Genomic DNA, 17,694 nt, shown 5'->3' with positions numbered 1-17,694 from the left:
TCCTTTCAACGATCCTTGGCGGACGTCAGACGTCCAGGAAGCGGACGTCCTTCGCGTTGCGCTGGATGAAGGAGCGGCGGGCCTCGACGTCCTCGCCCATCAGGACGGAGAACAGGTCGTCGGCACGGGCGGCGTCCTCCAGGGTGACCTGGAGCAGCAGGCGGTGGGCGGCGTCCATGGTGGTGACGCGAAGCTCCTCGGCGTTCATCTCGCCGAGGCCCTTGAAGCGCTGGATGGCGTCGTCCTTGGGGAGCCGGCGGCCGGCCTCGACGCCGGCCGCGATCAGCGCGTCGCGCTCGCGGTCGGAGTAGGCGTACTCGAACTCGTCCCGGCCCCACTTGATCTTGTACAGCGGGGGCATCGCCAGGTAGACGTACCCGGCCTCGACCAGCGGGCGCATGAAGCGGAACAGCAGGGTCAGCAGCAGGGTGCGGATGTGCTGTCCGTCGACGTCGGCGTCGGCCATCAGCACGATCTTGTGATAGCGGAGCTTCTCGGCGTCGTAGTCCTCCTGGATGCCGCAGCCGAAGGCCGAGATCAGCGCCTGGACCTCGGTGTTCTGCAGCACCTTGTCGATCCGGGCCTTCTCGACGTTCAGGATCTTGCCGCGGATCGGGAGGATGGCCTGGGTGCGCGGGTCGCGGCCCTGCTTGGCGGAGCCGCCGGCCGAGTCACCCTCGACGATGAAGATCTCGCACTCGGCCGGGTCCTTGGACTGGCAGTCCGAGAGCTTGCCGGGCAGCGAGGCGGACTCCAGCAGGCCCTTGCGGCGGGTCAGGTCGCGGGCCTTGCGGGCGGCGACCCGGGCGCTGGCGGCCTGGATGGACTTGCGGACGATGTCCGCGGCCTCGTTGGGGTTGCGGTCCAGCCAGTCGGCGAGGTGCTCGTTGACGACCTTCTGCACGAAGGTCTTGGCCTCGGTGTTGCCGAGCTTGTCCTTGGTCTGGCCCTCGAACTGCGGCTCGCCGAGCTTGACCGAGATGATCGCGGTCAGGCCCTCGCGGATGTCCTCGCCGGAGAGGTTGTCGTCCTTGTCGCGGAGCAGCTTCTTGTCGCGCGCGTACCGGTTCATCAGACCGGTCAGCGCGGCACGGAAGCCCTCCTCGTGGGTGCCGCCGCCGTGGGTGTGGATGGTGTTCGCGAACGAGTACACGCCCTCGGTGTAGGACGAGTTCCACTGCATCGCGATCTCGGCGGAGATCCGCTTGTCCTTGTCCTCCGCCTCGAAGTCGATCACCGAGGGGTGGACCGCCTCGCCCTTGCGGGAGTTGAGGTGCGCGACGAAGTCGGCGATGCCGCCGTCGTACTTGTACGTGACGGCGAGCGGCTTGCCCTCCTCGTCGGCGTGCTCGGCGCGCTCGTCGGTCAGCGAGATGGTCAGGCCCTTGTTGAGGAAGGCCATCTCCTGGAAGCGGCGGGAGAGCGTCTCGAAGGAGTAGACGGTGGTCTCGAAGATGTCCGGGTCGGCCCAGAAGGTGACGGTGGTGCCGGTCTCCTCGGTGGCCTCGTGCTTGGCCAGCGGGGCGGTCGGGGCACCGGCCTTGTACTCCTGGGTCCAGCGGGCACCGTCGGTGAGGATGTCCACCGCGAGGCGGTTGGAGAGCGCGTTCACCACGGAGATGCCGACGCCGTGCAGACCGCCGGAGACCGCGTAGCCGCCGCCGCCGAACTTGCCGCCCGCGTGCAGCACGGTCAGGACGACCTCGACGGCCGGCTTGTCCTGGCCGGGCATGATGCCCACCGGGATGCCTCGGCCGTTGTCCACCACCCGCACGCCGCCGTCGGACAGGATCGTCACGTCGATGGTGTCGGCGTGGCCGGCCAGCGCCTCGTCGACCGAGTTGTCGACGATCTCGTAGACCAGGTGGTGCAGGCCGCGCTCACCGGTCGAGCCGATGTACATGCCGGGGCGCTTGCGGACGGCGTCGAGTCCCTCCAGCACCTGGATCGCGCTGGCGTCGTACGCCTTGTTGTCGGACGGGTCTGGGGTCTGGCTGGGGTTGCCGGAATCGGCCACGAAGCGCCCTCTCTGGCACAGCGGGGCCGCGCCCCTTCCCGCTTGTCTGGGCAGGTGTGCGACCACGGCGTTTCGACTCTGTTGCTCCACGCAACGGTGTTTGCGCTTCAGTCTACCGGTACGACTGACAGAGAGGGGCGTTTGGCAGCCCCTGAGGGCAGATGTGCCGCCCTGAATCCCCTCGGGACGAGTCCCGATACTCGGCAGGGGGGCTCAGAGCGCCTGGACGGGCCGTCAGCGATTCCGGAGGGCCCCGATCCGCTCCGCCGGGCTCAGCCCCAGGTGTCCCCGGGGCCCTTGCTGCCGGGCGCCCGCAACCGCCCGTAACCGCGGACCGGGGCGTCCGGGCCCAGCACCTTGATCACCCGGACCGTGCCGTGCCCCAGCTCGTGATTCAGCCGGGCCACCAACTGGCGTGCCAGCAGCCGGAGTTGAGTGGCCCACGCAGTGGAGTCGCACTGCACGGTGAGCACCGCCTCGGACTCCGCGTACGACTTGGGTTCACAGTGCGCAGCGATGTCCGGCCCCACGATCTGCGACCAGCGGCCCATCACGCCGCCCACCGCGGCCGGCGCCTCCCAGCCCCGTTCGGTGATCAGCCGGTTCAGCGCGGCACCCAGCGGCACCGGGTCGCGGCCGTCCGCGCGGGCGCCGCTGCGCAGTCCGGTCCGCTTGGCCTCCCGGCGCTCGCGGACCTGCTCGCCGCGCTGCCGGGCCTGCTCCTTGGCGGCGCGCAACGCCACCCGGGCCAGGTCCACACCCGAAAGCTCCGAACCCTCCGACATCACGCTCCATCCCCAGGCTGTGGACAACTGCACCGACGAGCGGTCCAGGGTACGGGCTCGCCGGGACTCACGCGGTGAGCCGGGTCACGGTGCCGTCCGCGACGGCGTACCGGGCGCCGCTGAGCGCCTTCGGGACGTCCTCCGCGACCGCCGCGGTGACCAGCACCTGCTCGCCGCCGGCCACCAGCTCGGCCAGCCGGTCGCGGCGGCGGGCGTCCAGCTCGGCGAAGACGTCGTCCAGGATCAGCACCGGCTCGCCGCCCTCGGAGCGCAGCAGCTCGTACGAGGCGAGCCGCAGGGCCAGCGCGTACGACCAGGATTCGCCGTGGCTGGCGTAGCCCTTGGCGGGCAGCGGGCCGAGCCGCAGCAGCAGTTCGTCGCGGTGCGGGCCGACCAGGGTCAGGCCGCGCGCGACCTCCTGCGACCGGGCCGCCTGCAGGGCGTCCAGCAGCTGCTGCTCGGCCTGTTCGCGGCTGGTCGGCAGCTCGCCCTCGAAGGAGGAGCGGTACTCCAGCACGGTCTCCCCGCCGCCCGGGGCGAGCTGGCGGTAGGCCTCGGCGACCAGCGGCTGCAGGGCGGCGACCAGCTGGATCCGGAAGGCGGTCAGTTCGGCCCCGGTGCGCGCCAGGTGGCCGTCCCAGACCTCCAGGGTGGCCAGGTCGGCGGCCTTGCCGCCGCCGTGCCGGCGGGCCGTCGCGGCGGTCTTCAGCAGGGCGTTGCGCTGCTTGAGCACCCGCTCGTAGTCGGAGCGCACCCCGGCCAGCCGGGGCGCGCGGGCGGTCAGCAGCTCGTCCAGGAAGCGACGGCGCTCGCCAGGGTCGCCCTTGACGAGGGTGAGGTCCTCGGGGGCGAACAGCACGGTGCGCAGCACGCCCAGCACGTCGCGCGGGCGGACGTTGTCGGAGCGGTTCAGCCGGGCCCGGTTGGCCTTGCCGGGGGTGATCTCCAGCTCCACCAGGGTGTTCCGGCCGCCCTGGGCGACCACGTTGGCCCGGATCACCGCCCGCTCGGTGCCGAGGCGCACCAGCGGGGCGTCGGTGGCGACCCGGTGGCTGCCCAGGGTGGCGATGTAGCCGATCGCCTCGACCAGGTTGGTCTTGCCCTGCCCGTTGGGCCCCACGAACGCGGTGACGCCCGGGTCGAGCGGAACCTCGACCCGGGCGTAGGAACGGAAGTCGGCGAGCGACAGGTGCGCGACGTGCATGACGGTGGACTGCGCTCGCCTTCTGGCCGTGGGTGGTTACTTCGACTCGACCGCGTGGCCGCCGAACTGGTTGCGCAGCGCGGCGATCATCTTCATCTGCGGCGAGTCGTCCTGGCGGGAGGCGAAGCGGGCGAACAGCGAGGCGGTGATCGCCGGCAGCGGCACCGCGTGGTCGATCGCGGCCTCGACCGTCCAGCGGCCCTCGCCGGAGTCCGCGGCCCAGCCCTTGAGCTTGGCCAGGTGCTCGTCGTCGTCCAGCGCCCGGACCGCCAGGTCGAGCAGCCAGGAGCGGATGACGGTGCCCTCCTGCCAGCTGCGGAACACCTCGCGCACGTCGGTGACCTCGGGGGCCGCCTCCAGCAGCTCCCAGCCCTCGGCGAAGGCCTGCATCATCGCGTACTCGATGCCGTTGTGGACCATCTTGGCGAAGTGGCCGGCGCCGACCTTGCCGGCGTGCACCGAGCCGAACTCGCCCTCGGGCTTGAGCGCGTCGAAGACCGGCTGGACCTTCGCGACGTGCTCGGCGTTGCCGCCGTACATCAGCGCGTAGCCGTTCTCCAGGCCCCAGACGCCGCCGGAGACGCCGCAGTCGACGAAGCCGATGCCCTTGGCGGCCAGCAGCTCGGCGTGCTGGATGTCGTCGGTCCAGCGGGAGTTGCCGCCGTCCACTACCACGTCGCCGGGGGAGAGCAGCTCGGCCAGGTGCTCGACGGTCTCCTGGGTCGGGCCGCCGGCCGGGACCATCACCCACACCACGCGGGGGCCCTCGAGCTTGGCGACCAGCTGCTCCACGCTGTCGACGTCGGCGAGGTCGGGGTTGCGGTCGTAGCCGATGACGGTGTGGCCGGCGCGGCGGATGCGCTCGCGCATGTTGCCGCCCATCTTGCCGAGACCGATGAGGCCGAGCTCCATGACAAGTCCTTCACTGTGGTGTCGTGCTTGACGGCGGCGCCGTTGCCGCGCTCCCCGAGCCTACGCCGCTGATCGGGAAGGTCCGGGCAGCCACAGGGGCGCGGAGGCCGGTGGCCCTCGCGCCCCTGGTGGTCCGGGCTCGGTCAGCCGGAGAGGCGGACCGGCATGATCAGGTACTGGTAGGCCTCGTCGGGCTCCGCGTCCACCGCGGGCTTGCCGGTGAGCAGGGCCGGCTTGGTCGGGGTGGTGAAGCTCAGCTGCGCGTAGGCGGCGTCGATCGCCTTGAGCCCCTCCTCCAGGTAGCCGGGGTTGAACGCGATCGAGATGTCGTCGCCCTCGAGGTCCGCCTCGACCCGCTCGGAGGCCTGGGCGTCGTCGCCCGAGCCGGCCTCCAGGGTCAGCACGCCCTGCTCGAAGTTCAGCCGGACCGGGGTGTTGCGTTCGGCCACCAGCGAGACGCGCTTGAGCGCCTCCAGGAACGGCTGGGTCTGCACCGCGGCGACCGCCGAGAACTCGGTCGGGAAGATCGACCGGAACTTCGGGAACTCGCCCTCCAGCAGGCGGGTGGTGGTCCGCCGGCCGGCGCCCTCGAAGCCGATCAGGCCCTCGCCGGCACCGCCGGTGGACAGCGCGATCGACACGTGGTCGCCGCTGCCCAGCGACTTGGCGATGTCCTGCAGGGTCTTGGCCGGGACGAGCGCGACGGCGTTGATGTCGTCCTGCTCGGGCTTCCACAGCAGCTCGCGGACGGCGAACCGGTACCGGTCGGTGGCGGCCAGGGTGATCCCGCTGCCGTTGATCTCGACCCGGACGCCGGTCAGCACCGGGAGGGTGTCGTCACGGCCGGCGGCGACCGCGGCCTGGCTGACCGCCGAGGCGAACACGTCGCCCGGGACGGTGCCGGTGGCGGTCGGCATCTGCGGCAGCGCCGGGTACTCGTCGACCGGCAGCGTCGGCAGGGTGAACCGCGAGCTTCCGCAGACCACGCTGACCCGCATACCGTCGGTGGAGATCTCCACCGGGCGGTTCGGCAGGTTGCGCGAGATGTCGTTGAGCAGGCGACCGGAGACCAGGACGGTGCCGGCCTCCTCGACGTCCGCCTCCAGCTCGACCCGGGCCGAGACCTCGTAGTCGAAGCCGGACAGCGCCAGCTTGCCCTCCTGCGCCGTCAGCAGCAGGCCGGCCAGCACCGGCACCGGCGGCCGCGCGGGGAGGCTGCGGGCGGCCCAGGCCACCGCCTCCGCGAGGACATCACGCTCCACCCGGAACTTCACCGGTAACCGCCTCCTGGCTGCTGTCGCCGCGCCGTCGGCCCGTATCGCCGACCGGCGCTGTTGATCGTCTTCCGGCTCCCCGCCGACCGGACTCGCTCCGCTCGGCTTCCAGGTGCCGAAGGACAGTCTGACGTACTCGGCCGACAGTCGGGGCAGATGGGCGGAAGCAAGCCGAACAGATGTCGGGGCGCGGTTGTCCACAGATTCGGGCCACCCCCACTGTTGATCAAGTCGCGAGGTCTCTAGGTGTAGCAGTAGTAGTAGGGCCTGTGGATACCGTGGATAACCACGTTTTCGCAGGTCAGAGCCGGTTTTTTGTCCACAGGTCTTGTGGACGGCCGATGTGGACAACCTAGGCCTGCTGTGGACAGCGGAGCGTAATCCACAGGGCACTGTCAGTATCCACAGGTTATCCCCAGGTTCATCCACAGAAATTGCCCGGGTTATCCACGGGCTTCGATCAACATCACGTGACGCCTTTCACACCCAGGCCTGACAAGGGAGTTGATGTTGTCGAACTGTGGACGCCGCTGTGGAAAACCTGGGGATAACTCCCCATCTCCTGTGGACGACCTGTGGACGATCCTGAGGACACCCTGACGGCTCCTCAGTTCTCCACAGGCTGTGGATAACTGTTGTGCACAAGTCCACAGGGGTCTGACCTGCGCCGAAGAGCGTAGCCGTGATCCGCCTGTGGAGGAACCTCTGGATAACTCGGGCCGGTGGAGCCTGTGGACGGGGAAATCCCACCCGTTCCTGTGGACAACTCCAGTACGCACCCGAACCGTTCGAATTGCTGCGCTGATGTTCGGGTGGGCGGCGGGTCGGCCGCCCGGGGCCACTGAGTCGATTCCTGCCCCGCTGCCGGCCGTTCCACACCCACGGATCGCCCGGATTCGCCCGGGCGGCCCGTCTCCGGCCCGTTCCCGGCCTGTCTCCGACCCGTCTGCGGCCTGTCTCCGGCCCGTCTGCGGCCCGCTGCGGGCACGCCGAAGGGGAGCCCGGCCGACTCGGCCCGACTCCCCTTCGGATGCGTCAACTGCCGCCCTGCGGCTAGCTCTTGATGCGGTTGGTCAGCTCGGTGACCTGGTTGTAGATGGACCGCCGCTCGGCCATCAGCGAGCGGATCTTCCGGTCCGCGTGCATCACCGTGGTGTGGTCCCGGCCGCCGAACTGCGCGCCGATCTTCGGCAGCGACAGGTCGGTCAGCTCCCGGCACAGGTACATGGCGATCTGACGGGCCGTCACCAGTACCCGGCTGCGCGAGGATCCGCACAGGTCTTCCACGCCCAGCCCGAAGTACGCGGCGGTCTGCTGCATGATCACCTGCGCGGTGATCTCCGGCCCGGCGTCCTCGGCGCCGCCCGGGATCAGGTCCTTCAGGACGATCCCGGCCAACTCCAGGTCCACCGGCGCCCGGTTCAGGTTGGCGAACGCGGTGACCCGGATCAGCGCGCCCTCCAACTCCCGGATGTTGCGGGTGATCCGGGACGCGATGAACTCCAACACGTCGGCGGGAGCGTTGAGTTGCTCCTGGATCGCCTTCTTGCGCAGGATCGCGATCCGGGTCTCCAGCTCCGGCGGCGTGACGTCGGTGATCAGGCCCCACTCGAACCGGTTGCGCAGCCGGTCCTCCAGCGTGATCAGCTGCTTGGGCGGCCGATCCGAGGAGAGCACGATCTGCTTGTTGGCGTTGTGCAGGGTGTTGAACGTGTGGAAGAACTCCTCCTGGGTCGACTCCTTGCTGGCCAGGAACTGGATGTCGTCGACCAGCAGGATGTCGATGTCCCGGTAGCGCTTGCGGAACGCGTCCGCCTTGCCGTCCCGGATCGAGTTGATGAACTCGTTGGTGAATTCCTCGGAGCTCACGTACCGCACCCGGGTGCCCGGGAACAGGCTGCGCGAGTAGTGCCCGATGGCGTGCAGCAGGTGGGTCTTGCCGAGACCGGACTCGCCGTAGATGAACAGCGGGTTGTACGCCTTGGCAGGGGCCTCGGCGACCGCCACCGCCGCGGCGTGCGCGAAGCGGTTGCTGGCGCCGATCACGAAAGTGTCGAACAGGTACTTGGGGTTCAGCCGGGCGTTCGGCTCGTCCTTGCGGGAGCCGCCGGCCGGGGGAGCGCCGGGCGGGGCCGGGACGCCGGGAGCGGGTCGCCGCTCCACCGGGGCCGGCCGGTCGGACGGGCGGGGCGCGCCCCGCCGGGAGCCGCCGTGCCGCGGCCGGTCCTCGTCCGGGGAACCCAGCGCGCCGCCGAACAGGTCGCCCTGCGCCGAGTCCGGGCCCGGACGGCTGGTCCGCCGCGGGGCCGGCTCCGGGCGCCGCTCGGGCGCCGCCTGCGGCTCCCAGCTCCCGCCGTTCGGGTCGGGCTGCTCCCGGTACGGGTCCTGCGGCGGGGCCCCGTAGGGCTCGGCCGGCGGGTAGCCCTGCGGGTAGGACGGGCGCTGGTAGTCGTCGCCGCCGGGGCGGCCCGGCCAGGCGCCCGGCTGCGGCTGGTAGCCCTGTTCGGCCTGCTGGTAGCCCTGCTCCGACGGGTAGCCCTGCTCGGACGGGTAGCCGTGTTCGGACCGCGGGTGCGGCCACTCCGCGCCGTCCTCGGGCTCCGGCTCGGGCTCCTGCTCGGCGGGCGGGGCGGCGTTGGCGTCCACCATGACGGCGATTCGCACCTGCCGGCCGAATTCGTGCGAGATGGCCTCGGTCAGCTGCGGCAGCAGCCGGCCCTCCAGCACCTGCTTGGCGAACTCGTTGGGCGCCGCGAGCAGGGCGGTGTCGTGCATCATCCACATCGGCTGGGTGCGACGGACCCAGTTCTTGTCCTTCTCCACGACATCGCTGTCGCTGACCAGTCGCTCGACGACCCTCGACCACATCAGGACGAGATCGCTGTTGACATCAGCCACTGGTACACGCTTTCTCGTTCCCCGGGCAGGGGCAGTCAGTCAAGGTCGGGAGTGGTTGGGGTGGGCGCGGCGCGAAGGCGGCCGCGAGCACAGAACAAAAGAGACAAGTCCTGCAACGGTAGTCAGCGCGCAGAGCTGATTCAAGTCGTTGTCCACAGGCTGTGGGCAACGGGCCGCCACCCACCTGGTTTGACCCTCGGACCCGCCGCCGCGTACCGTAACCAGGTCGAGTTGTCGATGGCCGCTGCCGCATGTCCGCGGGTCCACCCGCTTCCATGACGCGCGCAGCACGGGCGCCGTGGTGGTCCCGGTCCAGCAGATCTGGGCCCCGGGACCGGATTTCCCAGTGCAAGGGGAGATCGCGCGGACGCACGGTGACGGCCAAGCGACCTCCCGTCATCCTACGATTCACCCCAGGAGCCCCCGAGTGAGCAAGCGCACCTTCCAGCCGAACAACCGTCGTCGCGCCAAGACCCACGGCTTCCGGCTGCGTATGCGTACCCGCGCCGGCCGCGCCATCCTGGCCGCGCGTCGCAACAAGGGCCGCAGCGCCCTGTCCGCCTGATCCGCGCCAAGGGTCTGCAGTGCTGCCCACCGAGAATCGGCTGCGGCGGCGCCAGGACTTCGCGACCGCGGTGAAACGCGGTCGCCGCGCCGGTCGGCCCCTGCTGGTGGTCCACCTCCACAGAGAGGTGGCACCCGATGAGGGCGCCGACCGGAACAGCGACTCCCGCCCGCACGTCGCCGAGGGGCTTCCTTCGGCGCGTGCGGGTTTCGTCGTGAGCAAGGCCGTTGGTCCGGCCGTGGTCCGCAACGTGGTGAAGCGTCGGCTGCGTCACCTGGTCCGCGAGCGTCTGTCCCGGGTGCCCGAAGGTAGCCTGATAGTGGTACGGGCGCTGCCCGCTGCGGCGGCAGCCTCGTACGAAGAGCTCGGGCACGACCTGGACGCGGCACTGCGCCGCCTGTTCAGGTCGGATCCGGCCGGCAGTGCCCCGACGGGAACAGGGCGATGAAGTACCTGCTGATGGGCCTGATCAGGCTCTACCAGTGGACGATCAGTCCACTGCTCGGCCCGGTGTGCCGTTACTACCCCTCGTGCTCCCGCTACGGGTACGAGGCGGTGCGCGTCCATGGGGCGATCAAGGGAAGCGGGCTGACCGCTTGGCGCATCCTGCGCTGCAATCCCTGGTCTCCCGGTGGGGTCGACCATGTTCCGCCGCGAAAGCATCCGGTGTGGCACCGCCGGCTGCGCAATCTGATGACCCCCACGAGCGGGACCGCCGAGCCGGAGCCGGTGGCGAAGCCCGATGTCCAAGGAGTCTGACCGGTGACCTTCGGTTTTCTGAGTCCCCTCTACTACGCGGTGTCCTGGATCATCGTCCAGTTCCACTCGCTGTTCAGCCACGTCTTCGATCCTGACGGCGGCTGGGCCTGGGGCCTGTCCATCGTGATGATGGTGGTCGTCATCCGGATCTGCCTGATCCCGCTCTTCGTGAAGCAGATCAAGGCGACCCGGGCCATGCAGGCGATCCAGCCGAAGATGAAGGCCATCCAGGAGCGCTACAAGAACGACAAGCAGCGCCAGTCCGAAGAGATGATGAAGCTGTACAAGGAGGCGGGTACCAACCCGTTCTCCTCGTGCCTTCCGATCCTCGTGCAGGCGCCGTTCTTCACCGCCCTCTACGGTGTGCTGGCCTCGGTCGCCAACGACAAGCCGATCGGCGTCATCGACCAGAGCCTGCTGGAGAGCGCCAAGCACGCGCACATCTTCGGTGCCCCGCTGTCGGCGAAGTTCGTCGGCGCGGACAGCATCCAGGTGCAGATCGTCTGCGCGGTCATGATCGTGCTGATGTCGCTGTCGCAGTTCATCACGCAGCGCCAGCTGATGACGAAGAACGTGGACCTGTCGGTCAAGACGCCGTTCATGCAGCAGCAGAAGATGCTGATGTACGTCTTCCCGGTCATGTTCGCCGTGATGGGTATCAACTTCCCGGTCGGTGTGCTGGTCTACTGGCTCACCACCAACGTCTGGTCGATGGGCCAGCAGCTGGTCGTCATCCGCAACAACCCGACGCCGGGCAGCCGGGCGTGGGACGAGCGGCAGGCCCGCCTGAAGAAGCAGGGCCGGCTCAACCCGGACGGCTCGGTCAAGAAGGCCGGCGGTGTGCTGGCCACGCTGACCGGTTCCAAGAGCGCCGAGGCCCAGGCCCAGGCGGTGGCCGAGGAGAGCGTGCAGGTGCGCCGGCAGCAGCCGCGCAAGCAGAGCAAGGCCCAGCGCCAGGCGACGGCGGCCCACCAGGCGCACGCCGCGGAGGAGCAGGGCCCGGCGGGCGACGAGGCGAGCGCCGAGCCGACCGAGGCCGAGCAGCCCGGTACGAAGGCGGGCGGGGCGAAGCCGGCCGACCGGCAGGGTCAGCGCCAGCAGCCGAAGCGCGGCGGCCAGACCCCGCGGCCGAAGAAGAAGTAGTCCCGACCCTCGTTCCCGGCCCCATCCGAGGGCCTCATTGCTGAAGGAGTCCACCTGTGACCGATGGCACCACCTCCGCCGTCGAGACCGCGCCGGCCGGTGAGAGCGCCCTCACGCGTCTGGAACGCGAGGGTGACATCGCCGCCGACTACCTGGAGGGTCTGCTGGACATCGCGGACCTGGACGGCGACATCGACATGGACGTCGAGGGGGACCGGGCGCTGGTCTCCATCGTCGGCGAGGGCGACGACCGGACGCTGCAGCGGCTGGTGGGCCAGGACGGCGAGGTGCTGGAGGCGCTCCAGGAGCTGACCCGGCTGGCCGTGCACCGGGAGACCGGTGAGCGCAGCCGACTGATGCTGGATGTCGCGGGCTTCCGGGCGCGCAAGCGGGCCGAGCTCGCGGAGCTGGGCGCGGACGCGGCCGAGCGGGTCAAGCGCACCGGCGAGCAGGTCAAGCTGCAGCCGATGACCCCGTTCGAGCGCAAGGTGGTGCACGACGCGGTGGCAGCCGCGGGGCTGCGCAGCGAGTCGGAGGGCGAGGAGCCCCAGCGTTGTGTGGTCGTACTGCCGGCCTGATGCCGGTGGTGCCGTCGGAACGGCGTCCGACCCCGCCCGCCTCTCGCGGGCGGGGTCGTTGCCTTTGCGGTGGACTGATGTTTCACGTGGAACAGTGCAGGACGGGTGGGTGGATTCGACGGTGAGCGGAGAGGCAGAGATGGACAGGGACGGCACGGAGCCTGAGGCGCCGCTGGAGGGGCTGGCCGAAGCGCCGGCGGCAGCCGGACGGATCTTCGGCGATCGGCTGCCACTGGCCGTGCGCTACACCGAGCTGTTGGCGACCGCCGGCGTGCAGCGCGGCCTGATCGGTCCGCGTGAGGTGCCCCGGCTGTGGGACCGGCACGTGCTCAACTGCGCGGTGCTGGGCGAGTTGCTGCCCAACGAGGTCTCGCTGTGCGACGTCGGCTCGGGTGCCGGACTGCCCGGCATCCCGGTGGCGCTGGCCCGCCCGGACGTCTCGGTGACGCTGCTGGAGCCGCTGCTGCGGCGCACCACCTTCCTGGAGGAGGTGGTCCGTGAGCTCGGTCTGGAGAACGTCACCGTGTTGCGCGGCCGGGCCGAGGAGATGATCGGCAAGCTGGCCGTGGACGTGGTGACCGCCCGTGCGGTGGCTCCGCTGGACCGGCTGGCCGGGTGGGGTATGCCGCTGCTGCGGCCCTACGGGCAGATGCTGGCGCTGAAGGGCGACACCGCGGAGCAGGAGCTGACCGACTCGCGGGCGGCGCTGACCCGGCTCGGCGCGGTGAAGTGGTCGGTGATCGGCGTCGGCGAGGGCGTGCTGGAGACCCAGACCCGGGTGGTCCGGGTGGAGGCCGGCGAGAGCCCCGGCGGCGTCAAGGCGGCCACCCGGCGGGCCAAGGCGGCCCGGGCCGGTCGCGGCGGCAAGGGCGCCGAGGGCGCCGGCCGGCGTGGCGGCAGTGGCCGCGGGCGGCGCTGACCCGGTTGGACGCGGTGAAGTTGCGGGGCGGGTGGCGATCGGGTCACCCGCCCCGTCGGCTTGTCGGCACCCCGGAGTGTCGGGCCGCCGGATACCGACATTCCGGGCATCGTGTTCCACGTGAAACGTCGCTTCCTGCTGACCGGCGTACTTGATCAGGAGCTGAACCGGACCCGTGAACGGGACCCGGCAGTGACTGTCGCGGCTCCGGTTTCACGTGAAACACTGGCCCCCATGCAGGAGTCGGAGATCGTCGATCAGGTGGATGAAACCCCCGTCGCACGTGCCGCGCACGCCGTCGTCCCCGTCACCGGGTACGCCGGGGAGGGGCTTCCCCGACCCGCCGCCACCCGGGTCATGGTGGTCGCCAACCAGAAGGGTGGGGTCGGCAAGACCACCACCACCGTCAACCTGGCCGCCTCGCTCGCCATGCACGGCCTGCGGGTGCTGGTCATCGACCTCGATCCGCAGGGCAACGCCTCGACCGCCCTGGGCATCGACCACCACGCCGAAGTGCCGTCGATCTACGACGTGCTGGTGGAGGGCAAGCCGCTGGCCGACGTGGTGCAGCCGGTGGTGGACGTCGAGGGGCTGTTCTGCTGCCCGGCCACCATCGACCTGGCCGGCGCGGAGATCGAACTGGTCTCGCTGGTGGCCCGGGAGAGCCGGCTGCAGCGGGCCATCGCCGCCTACGAGCAGCCGCTGGACTACGTGCTGATCGACTGTCCGCCCTCGCTCGGGCTGCTGACCGTCAACGCCATGGTGGCCGGCCAGGAGGTGCTGATCCCGATCCAGTGCGAGTACTACGCGCTGGAGGGACTGGGCCAGCTACTGAAGAACGTGGAGCTGGTGCGGGCGCACCTGAACCCGATGCTGCACGTGTCGACCATCCTGCTGACCATGTACGACGCCCGGACCAGGCTGGCCGCGCAGGTCGCCGAGGAGGTACGGACGCACTTCGAGAAGGAGGTGCTGGCCACCGCCATCCCGCGATCGGTGCGCATCTCCGAGGCCCCGAGCTACGGGCAGACCGTGCTCACCTACGACCCCGGTTCCAGTGGCGCGCTCTCCTACCTGGAGGCGGGGCGCGAGCTGGCGCTGCGGGCCGAGGTCGCGAAGACGACGGTGGGGCGCCACCGGGCGGGTGCGGAGGTCGTTCCGCCTCGCAATGGCGCGGAGCCGTCCGCGTCGACGGCACAGCACAGTTCGATGGAGGGCAAGCGGTGAGTGGCACGCGCAGGGGTCTGGGCAGGGGTCTGGGGGCGCTGATTCCGGCGACCCCGGCGGCGGCCGGGGGAGCGGCCGCACCGGCCGCCCCGCCGGCGCCGGTGGTTCCCACCGATCGCGGCACGGTGGCGGCCAAGGCCGCCGCGGAGAGTCTGCGGGAGCTGGCCGGGGACCAGCGCCGCAGTGTGCTGGAGCAGGCGCTGGCGCCGGTGAACGGGGCCCGGTTCGCCGAGCTGCCGCTGGATTCGATCAGCCCCAACCCGCGCCAGCCGCGCGAGGTGTTCGACGAGGAGAAGCTCGCCGAACTGGTCGCCTCGATCAAGGAGGTCGGCCTGCTTCAGCCCGTGGTGGTCCGTCAGACCGGCCCGGAGCGCTATGAACTGATCATGGGTGAGCGCCGCTGGCGGGCCTCCCGTGAGGCCGGCCTGGAGGTGATCCCGGCGATCGTCCGGGCCACCGAGGACGACAAGCTGCTGCTGGACGCGCTGCTGGAGAACCTGCACCGGGCCGAGCTGAACGCGCTGGAGGAGGCTGCCGCGTACGACCAGCTGCTGCGCGACTTCGCCTGCACGCACGACCAGTTGGCCGGGCGGGTCGGCAAGTCCCGCTCGCACGTGTCCAACACGCTGCGGCTGATGAAGCTGCCGGTCGCGGTGCAGCTGAAGGTCGCGGCCGGGACGGTCACCGCCGGGCACGCCAAGGCGATCCTGATGGTGCCGGACGGGGCGGGCCAGGAGCTGTTGGCCGAGCGGGTGGTGGCCGAGCTGCTGACGGTGAGGGCCACCGAGGAGATCGCCGGGCTGATGGCCGGTGAGACCCCGAAGGCGAAGAAGGCCGGTCCGCGGGTGGGCCGGACGGTTTCGCCGGCCTTCACCGAGCTGTCGGACCGGCTCTCGGACCGCTTCGAGACCCGGGTCAAGGTCGAGGCCTCGCAGCGTGACGGCCGGATCGGCAAGGGCAAGGTGGTGCTGGAGTTCGCCTCGGTCGAGGACCTGAACCGGATCCTGGACAGCCTCGCGCCGGGCGAGCAGGGGCTGCAGCTCTCCTGACGGTGAGCCCGAACGGCGAACAACGGGTGCATGTTTCACGTGAAACGTGCACCCGTTTCGTCGCTCGGAGCAGACTGGACTCCAGGGCCGGTTTCCGCGTGGAGGAGGAGGTACGGGCGTGGGGCGAAGGGTCGTTCCGCTGACACTGGACAACCTCTCGGAGCTGCCGAACACCTGCCGCTCCTGCGTGTTCTGGGAGCTCGATCCGGTCAGCGGACGGGCCGCGCAGGACGGCGGCAAGGGCGAGTTGGAGAAGGAGGGCTGGATCTCCGCGGTACTGCTGGACTGGGGATCCTGCGGCAGAGTCGCCTACGTGGACGACCGACCGGCCGGGTTCGTGCTCTACGCCCCGCCCGCGTACGTGCCGCGCGGGCAGTCGTTCCCGACCAGCCCGATCTCCCCGGACGCGGTGCAGCTGATGGTCTCCCGGGTGCTGCCGGAGTTTCAGGGACAGGGCCTGGGACGGGTGTTGGTGCAGACGGTGGCCAAGGACCTGATCCGGCGCGGCTTCCGGGCGATCGAGGCGTTCGGCGCACAGGGCAGTGAGATCCCCAGCTGCGTGCTGCCCGCCGAGTACCTGCTGGCGGTCGGCTTCAAGACCGTCCGGCCGCACCACCGGTATCCGCGGCTGCGGTTGGAGGCGCGTTCCACGCTGTCCTGGAAGGGTGACATGGAGGGCGCGCTGGAGCGGCTGCTCGGCGGGCGGCGCAAGGAACCGGCGCTGCGGCCGTTCTGAGGGTGCCTGAGGGTGCCTGAGGGAGTTTGCGGGACGCGTTCTCCGCTCCGGGCGGTCGGCGCGGAGCGGGCCGCCGTGCTCTCAGGGCTTCCTGACGAAGCCTCGTGGAGCATTGCGGTGGCTTGCGACGGCTCGTGGGGCCACGGAAACGCCGAGGCGGCCCGTACGGGGGTTCCCCGCGCGGGCCGCCTCGGCGACGGCCGTCCGGAACGGACTACAGGTACTCGGCCAGCTCGCGCAGCAGCGCGGCCTTCGGGCGGGCACCGGTGATGGTCTTCACCAGCTCGCCGCCCTTGTAGACGTTCAGCGTCGGGATGGAGATCACGTTGTAGGCCGCGGCGGTCTCCTGGTTGGCATCCACGTCGAGCTTGACGACGGACAGCTTGTCGCCGTGCTCGGCCGCGATGTCCTCCAGGACCGGGGCGATCTGGCGGCACGGGCCGCACCAGGTGGCCCAGAAGTCGACCAGGACGGGCTTGTCGCTCTTGAGGACCTCGGCCGCGAAGGTGGCGTCGGTTACTTCCTTGGTGGCGCCGGCCACGGGAACTCCTTGGGGTCGGAGGAGAGATGCGAGAGGGATAACAACGGCGGGGGCGGTTCTGTTTCGGGGAGGAAACGGTCGCCGCCCCCGGCCGGAGGGCTGCTCGGCCCGGTGTGGCGTCAGACCGCGACGGCCGCGGTCTCGGCCTCGGCGTCGGTCAGCGCGGCGAGGTAGCGCTCGGCGTCCAGCGCGGCGGAGCAGCCGGTGCCGGCGGCGGTGATCGCCTGGCGGTAGGTGTGGTCGACCACGTCGCCGGCGGCGAAGACGCCGGGGATGTTGGTGCGGGTGGAGGGGGCCTCGACCTTGAGGTAGCCCTCGGCGTCGAGGTCGAGCTGGCCCTTGAACAGGTCGGTGCGCGGGTCGTGGCCGATCGCGATGAACAGGCCGGTGACGGGCAGCTCGCGCAGGTCACCGGTGTTGGTGTCCCGGAGGGTCAGGCCGGTCAGCTTCGGGTCGCCGTGGATCTCCTCGACGGCGCTGTCCCAGGCGAAGGTGATCTTCGGGTCGGCGAAGGCGCGTTCCTGCATGGCCTTGGAGGCGCGCAGGGTGTTGCGGCGGTGGACGATCGTGACGCTGCGGGCGAAGCGGGACAGGAAGGTGGCTTCCTCGAGGGCGGTGTCGCCGCCGCCGACGACCGCGATGTCCTGGTCGCGGAAGAAGAAGCCGTCGCAGGTCGCGCACCAGGAGACGCCGCGGCCGGAGAGCTTGTCCTCGTTCGGCAGGCCGAGCTTGCGGTGCTGCGAGCCGGTGGTGACGATCACGGCGCGGGCGCGGTGCACGGTGCCCTCGGAGTCGGTGACGGTCTTGATGTCGCCCGTGAGGTCGACGGCGATGACGTCGTCCGGGACCAGCTCGGCGCCGAAGCGCTCGGCCTGGGCGCGCATGTTGTCCATCAGCTCGGGGCCCATGATGCCGTCGCGGAAGCCCGGGAAGTTCTCCACCTCGGTGGTGTTCATCAGCGCGCCGCCGGCCGTGACCGCGCCCTCGAACACCAGCGGCTGGAGGGAGGCACGCGCGGTGTACAGCGCAGCGGTGTATCCGGACGGGCCGGAACCGATGATGATCACGTTACGGACGTCGCTCACTG

General features: G+C 70.5%; 17 protein-coding genes. 9 read left to right on the top strand and 8 right to left on the bottom strand.

Annotated elements, in window-relative coordinates:
• Positions 1–25 precede the first annotated feature (25 nt).
• The 6 genes from gyrB to dnaA form a co-directional block, all read right to left on the bottom strand.
• Complete coding sequence (gene gyrB / locus ACIHEI_RS07820) at positions 26–2,017, bottom strand: DNA topoisomerase (ATP-hydrolyzing) subunit B (protein WP_387639837.1); 1,992 nt, start codon at positions 2,015–2,017, stop codon at positions 26–28.
• 272 nt (positions 2,018–2,289) lie between these two features.
• Entirely contained in the window at positions 2,290–2,802 is a 513-nt protein-coding gene (locus tag ACIHEI_RS07815; RefSeq protein ID WP_387639835.1) for a DUF721 domain-containing protein, read from the bottom strand.
• Between the two features lie 67 nt (positions 2,803–2,869).
• Positions 2,870–4,006: a DNA replication/repair protein RecF gene (gene recF, locus ACIHEI_RS07810; protein WP_396606020.1), complete on the bottom strand. Its 1,137-nt coding sequence runs from the start codon at positions 4,004–4,006 to the stop codon at positions 2,870–2,872.
• A gap of 36 nt (positions 4,007–4,042) precedes the next feature.
• The gene (gnd, locus tag ACIHEI_RS07805) at positions 4,043–4,918 is read right to left on the bottom strand and encodes a phosphogluconate dehydrogenase (NAD(+)-dependent, decarboxylating) (protein ID WP_387639828.1); all 876 of its coding nucleotides are present in this window, start codon (positions 4,916–4,918) and stop codon (positions 4,043–4,045) included.
• Positions 4,919–5,061: 143 nt separating this feature from the next.
• Positions 5,062–6,192 (bottom strand): DNA polymerase III subunit beta, encoded by a 1,131-nt coding sequence (dnaN, locus tag ACIHEI_RS07800; RefSeq protein ID WP_387639826.1) that lies wholly within the window; start codon positions 6,190–6,192, stop codon positions 5,062–5,064.
• Positions 6,193–7,245: 1,053 nt separating this feature from the next.
• Complete coding sequence (gene dnaA / locus ACIHEI_RS07795) at positions 7,246–9,090, bottom strand: chromosomal replication initiator protein DnaA (RefSeq protein ID WP_387639823.1); 1,845 nt, start codon at positions 9,088–9,090, stop codon at positions 7,246–7,248.
• A 427-nt stretch (positions 9,091–9,517) separates the two neighbouring features.
• On the opposite strand from dnaA, the gene rpmH reads away from it, so the two are divergent.
• From rpmH to ACIHEI_RS07750, 9 genes are all read left to right on the top strand, one after another.
• Complete coding sequence (rpmH, locus tag ACIHEI_RS07790; protein ID WP_387639821.1) at positions 9,518–9,655, top strand: 50S ribosomal protein L34; 138 nt, start codon at positions 9,518–9,520, stop codon at positions 9,653–9,655.
• 19 nt (positions 9,656–9,674) lie between these two features.
• Entirely contained in the window at positions 9,675–10,103 is a 429-nt protein-coding gene (rnpA, locus tag ACIHEI_RS07785) for a ribonuclease P protein component (protein ID WP_392952967.1), read from the top strand.
• Positions 10,100–10,414 carry a membrane protein insertion efficiency factor YidD gene (yidD, locus tag ACIHEI_RS07780; RefSeq protein WP_387639816.1) on the top strand — a complete coding sequence of 105 codons (315 nt, stop codon included), beginning with the start codon at positions 10,100–10,102 and terminating at the stop codon, positions 10,412–10,414. Before rnpA ends, yidD begins: the two co-directional genes overlap by 4 nt.
• Before the next feature lie 3 nt (positions 10,415–10,417).
• Positions 10,418–11,557, top strand: coding sequence for a membrane protein insertase YidC (gene yidC / locus ACIHEI_RS07775; RefSeq protein ID WP_387860404.1), 1,140 nt, complete (start codon positions 10,418–10,420; stop codon positions 11,555–11,557).
• Between the two features lie 56 nt (positions 11,558–11,613).
• Positions 11,614–12,135: a protein jag gene (locus ACIHEI_RS07770; RefSeq protein ID WP_387639812.1), complete on the top strand. Its 522-nt coding sequence runs from the start codon at positions 11,614–11,616 to the stop codon at positions 12,133–12,135.
• A gap of 139 nt (positions 12,136–12,274) precedes the next feature.
• A complete protein-coding gene (gene rsmG / locus ACIHEI_RS07765) occupies positions 12,275–13,054 on the top strand; it encodes a 16S rRNA (guanine(527)-N(7))-methyltransferase RsmG (RefSeq protein ID WP_387640716.1) in 780 nt (259 codons plus the stop codon).
• A gap of 261 nt (positions 13,055–13,315) precedes the next feature.
• Positions 13,316–14,281, top strand: coding sequence for a ParA family protein (locus ACIHEI_RS07760; RefSeq protein WP_392953304.1), 966 nt, complete (start codon positions 13,316–13,318; stop codon positions 14,279–14,281).
• Positions 14,278–15,330, top strand: a complete 1,053-nt coding sequence (locus ACIHEI_RS07755; RefSeq protein WP_396606019.1) for a ParB/RepB/Spo0J family partition protein — start codon at positions 14,278–14,280, stop codon at positions 15,328–15,330. The genes ACIHEI_RS07760 and ACIHEI_RS07755 overlap by 4 nt, the downstream gene beginning before the upstream one ends.
• Before the next feature lie 118 nt (positions 15,331–15,448).
• The gene (locus ACIHEI_RS07750; protein ID WP_392952959.1) at positions 15,449–16,066 is read left to right on the top strand and encodes a GNAT family N-acetyltransferase; all 618 of its coding nucleotides are present in this window, start codon (positions 15,449–15,451) and stop codon (positions 16,064–16,066) included.
• Between the two features lie 214 nt (positions 16,067–16,280).
• Here ACIHEI_RS07750 and trxA read toward each other — a convergent pair whose 3' ends face one another.
• The gene (gene trxA / locus ACIHEI_RS07745) at positions 16,281–16,607 is read right to left on the bottom strand and encodes a thioredoxin (RefSeq protein WP_380480255.1); all 327 of its coding nucleotides are present in this window, start codon (positions 16,605–16,607) and stop codon (positions 16,281–16,283) included.
• 119 nt (positions 16,608–16,726) lie between these two features.
• A complete protein-coding gene (gene trxB, locus ACIHEI_RS07740) occupies positions 16,727–17,692 on the bottom strand; it encodes a thioredoxin-disulfide reductase (RefSeq protein ID WP_396606018.1) in 966 nt (321 codons plus the stop codon).
• Between the last annotated feature and the right edge of the window lie 2 nt (positions 17,693–17,694).

Source organism: Kitasatospora sp. NPDC051984 (genome assembly GCF_044593455.1).
Lineage (GTDB): Bacteria > Actinomycetota > Actinomycetes > Streptomycetales > Streptomycetaceae > Kitasatospora.
Note: the sequence above shows the minus strand (reverse complement) of the source record. Positions and strands in the feature narration are given on the sequence as shown.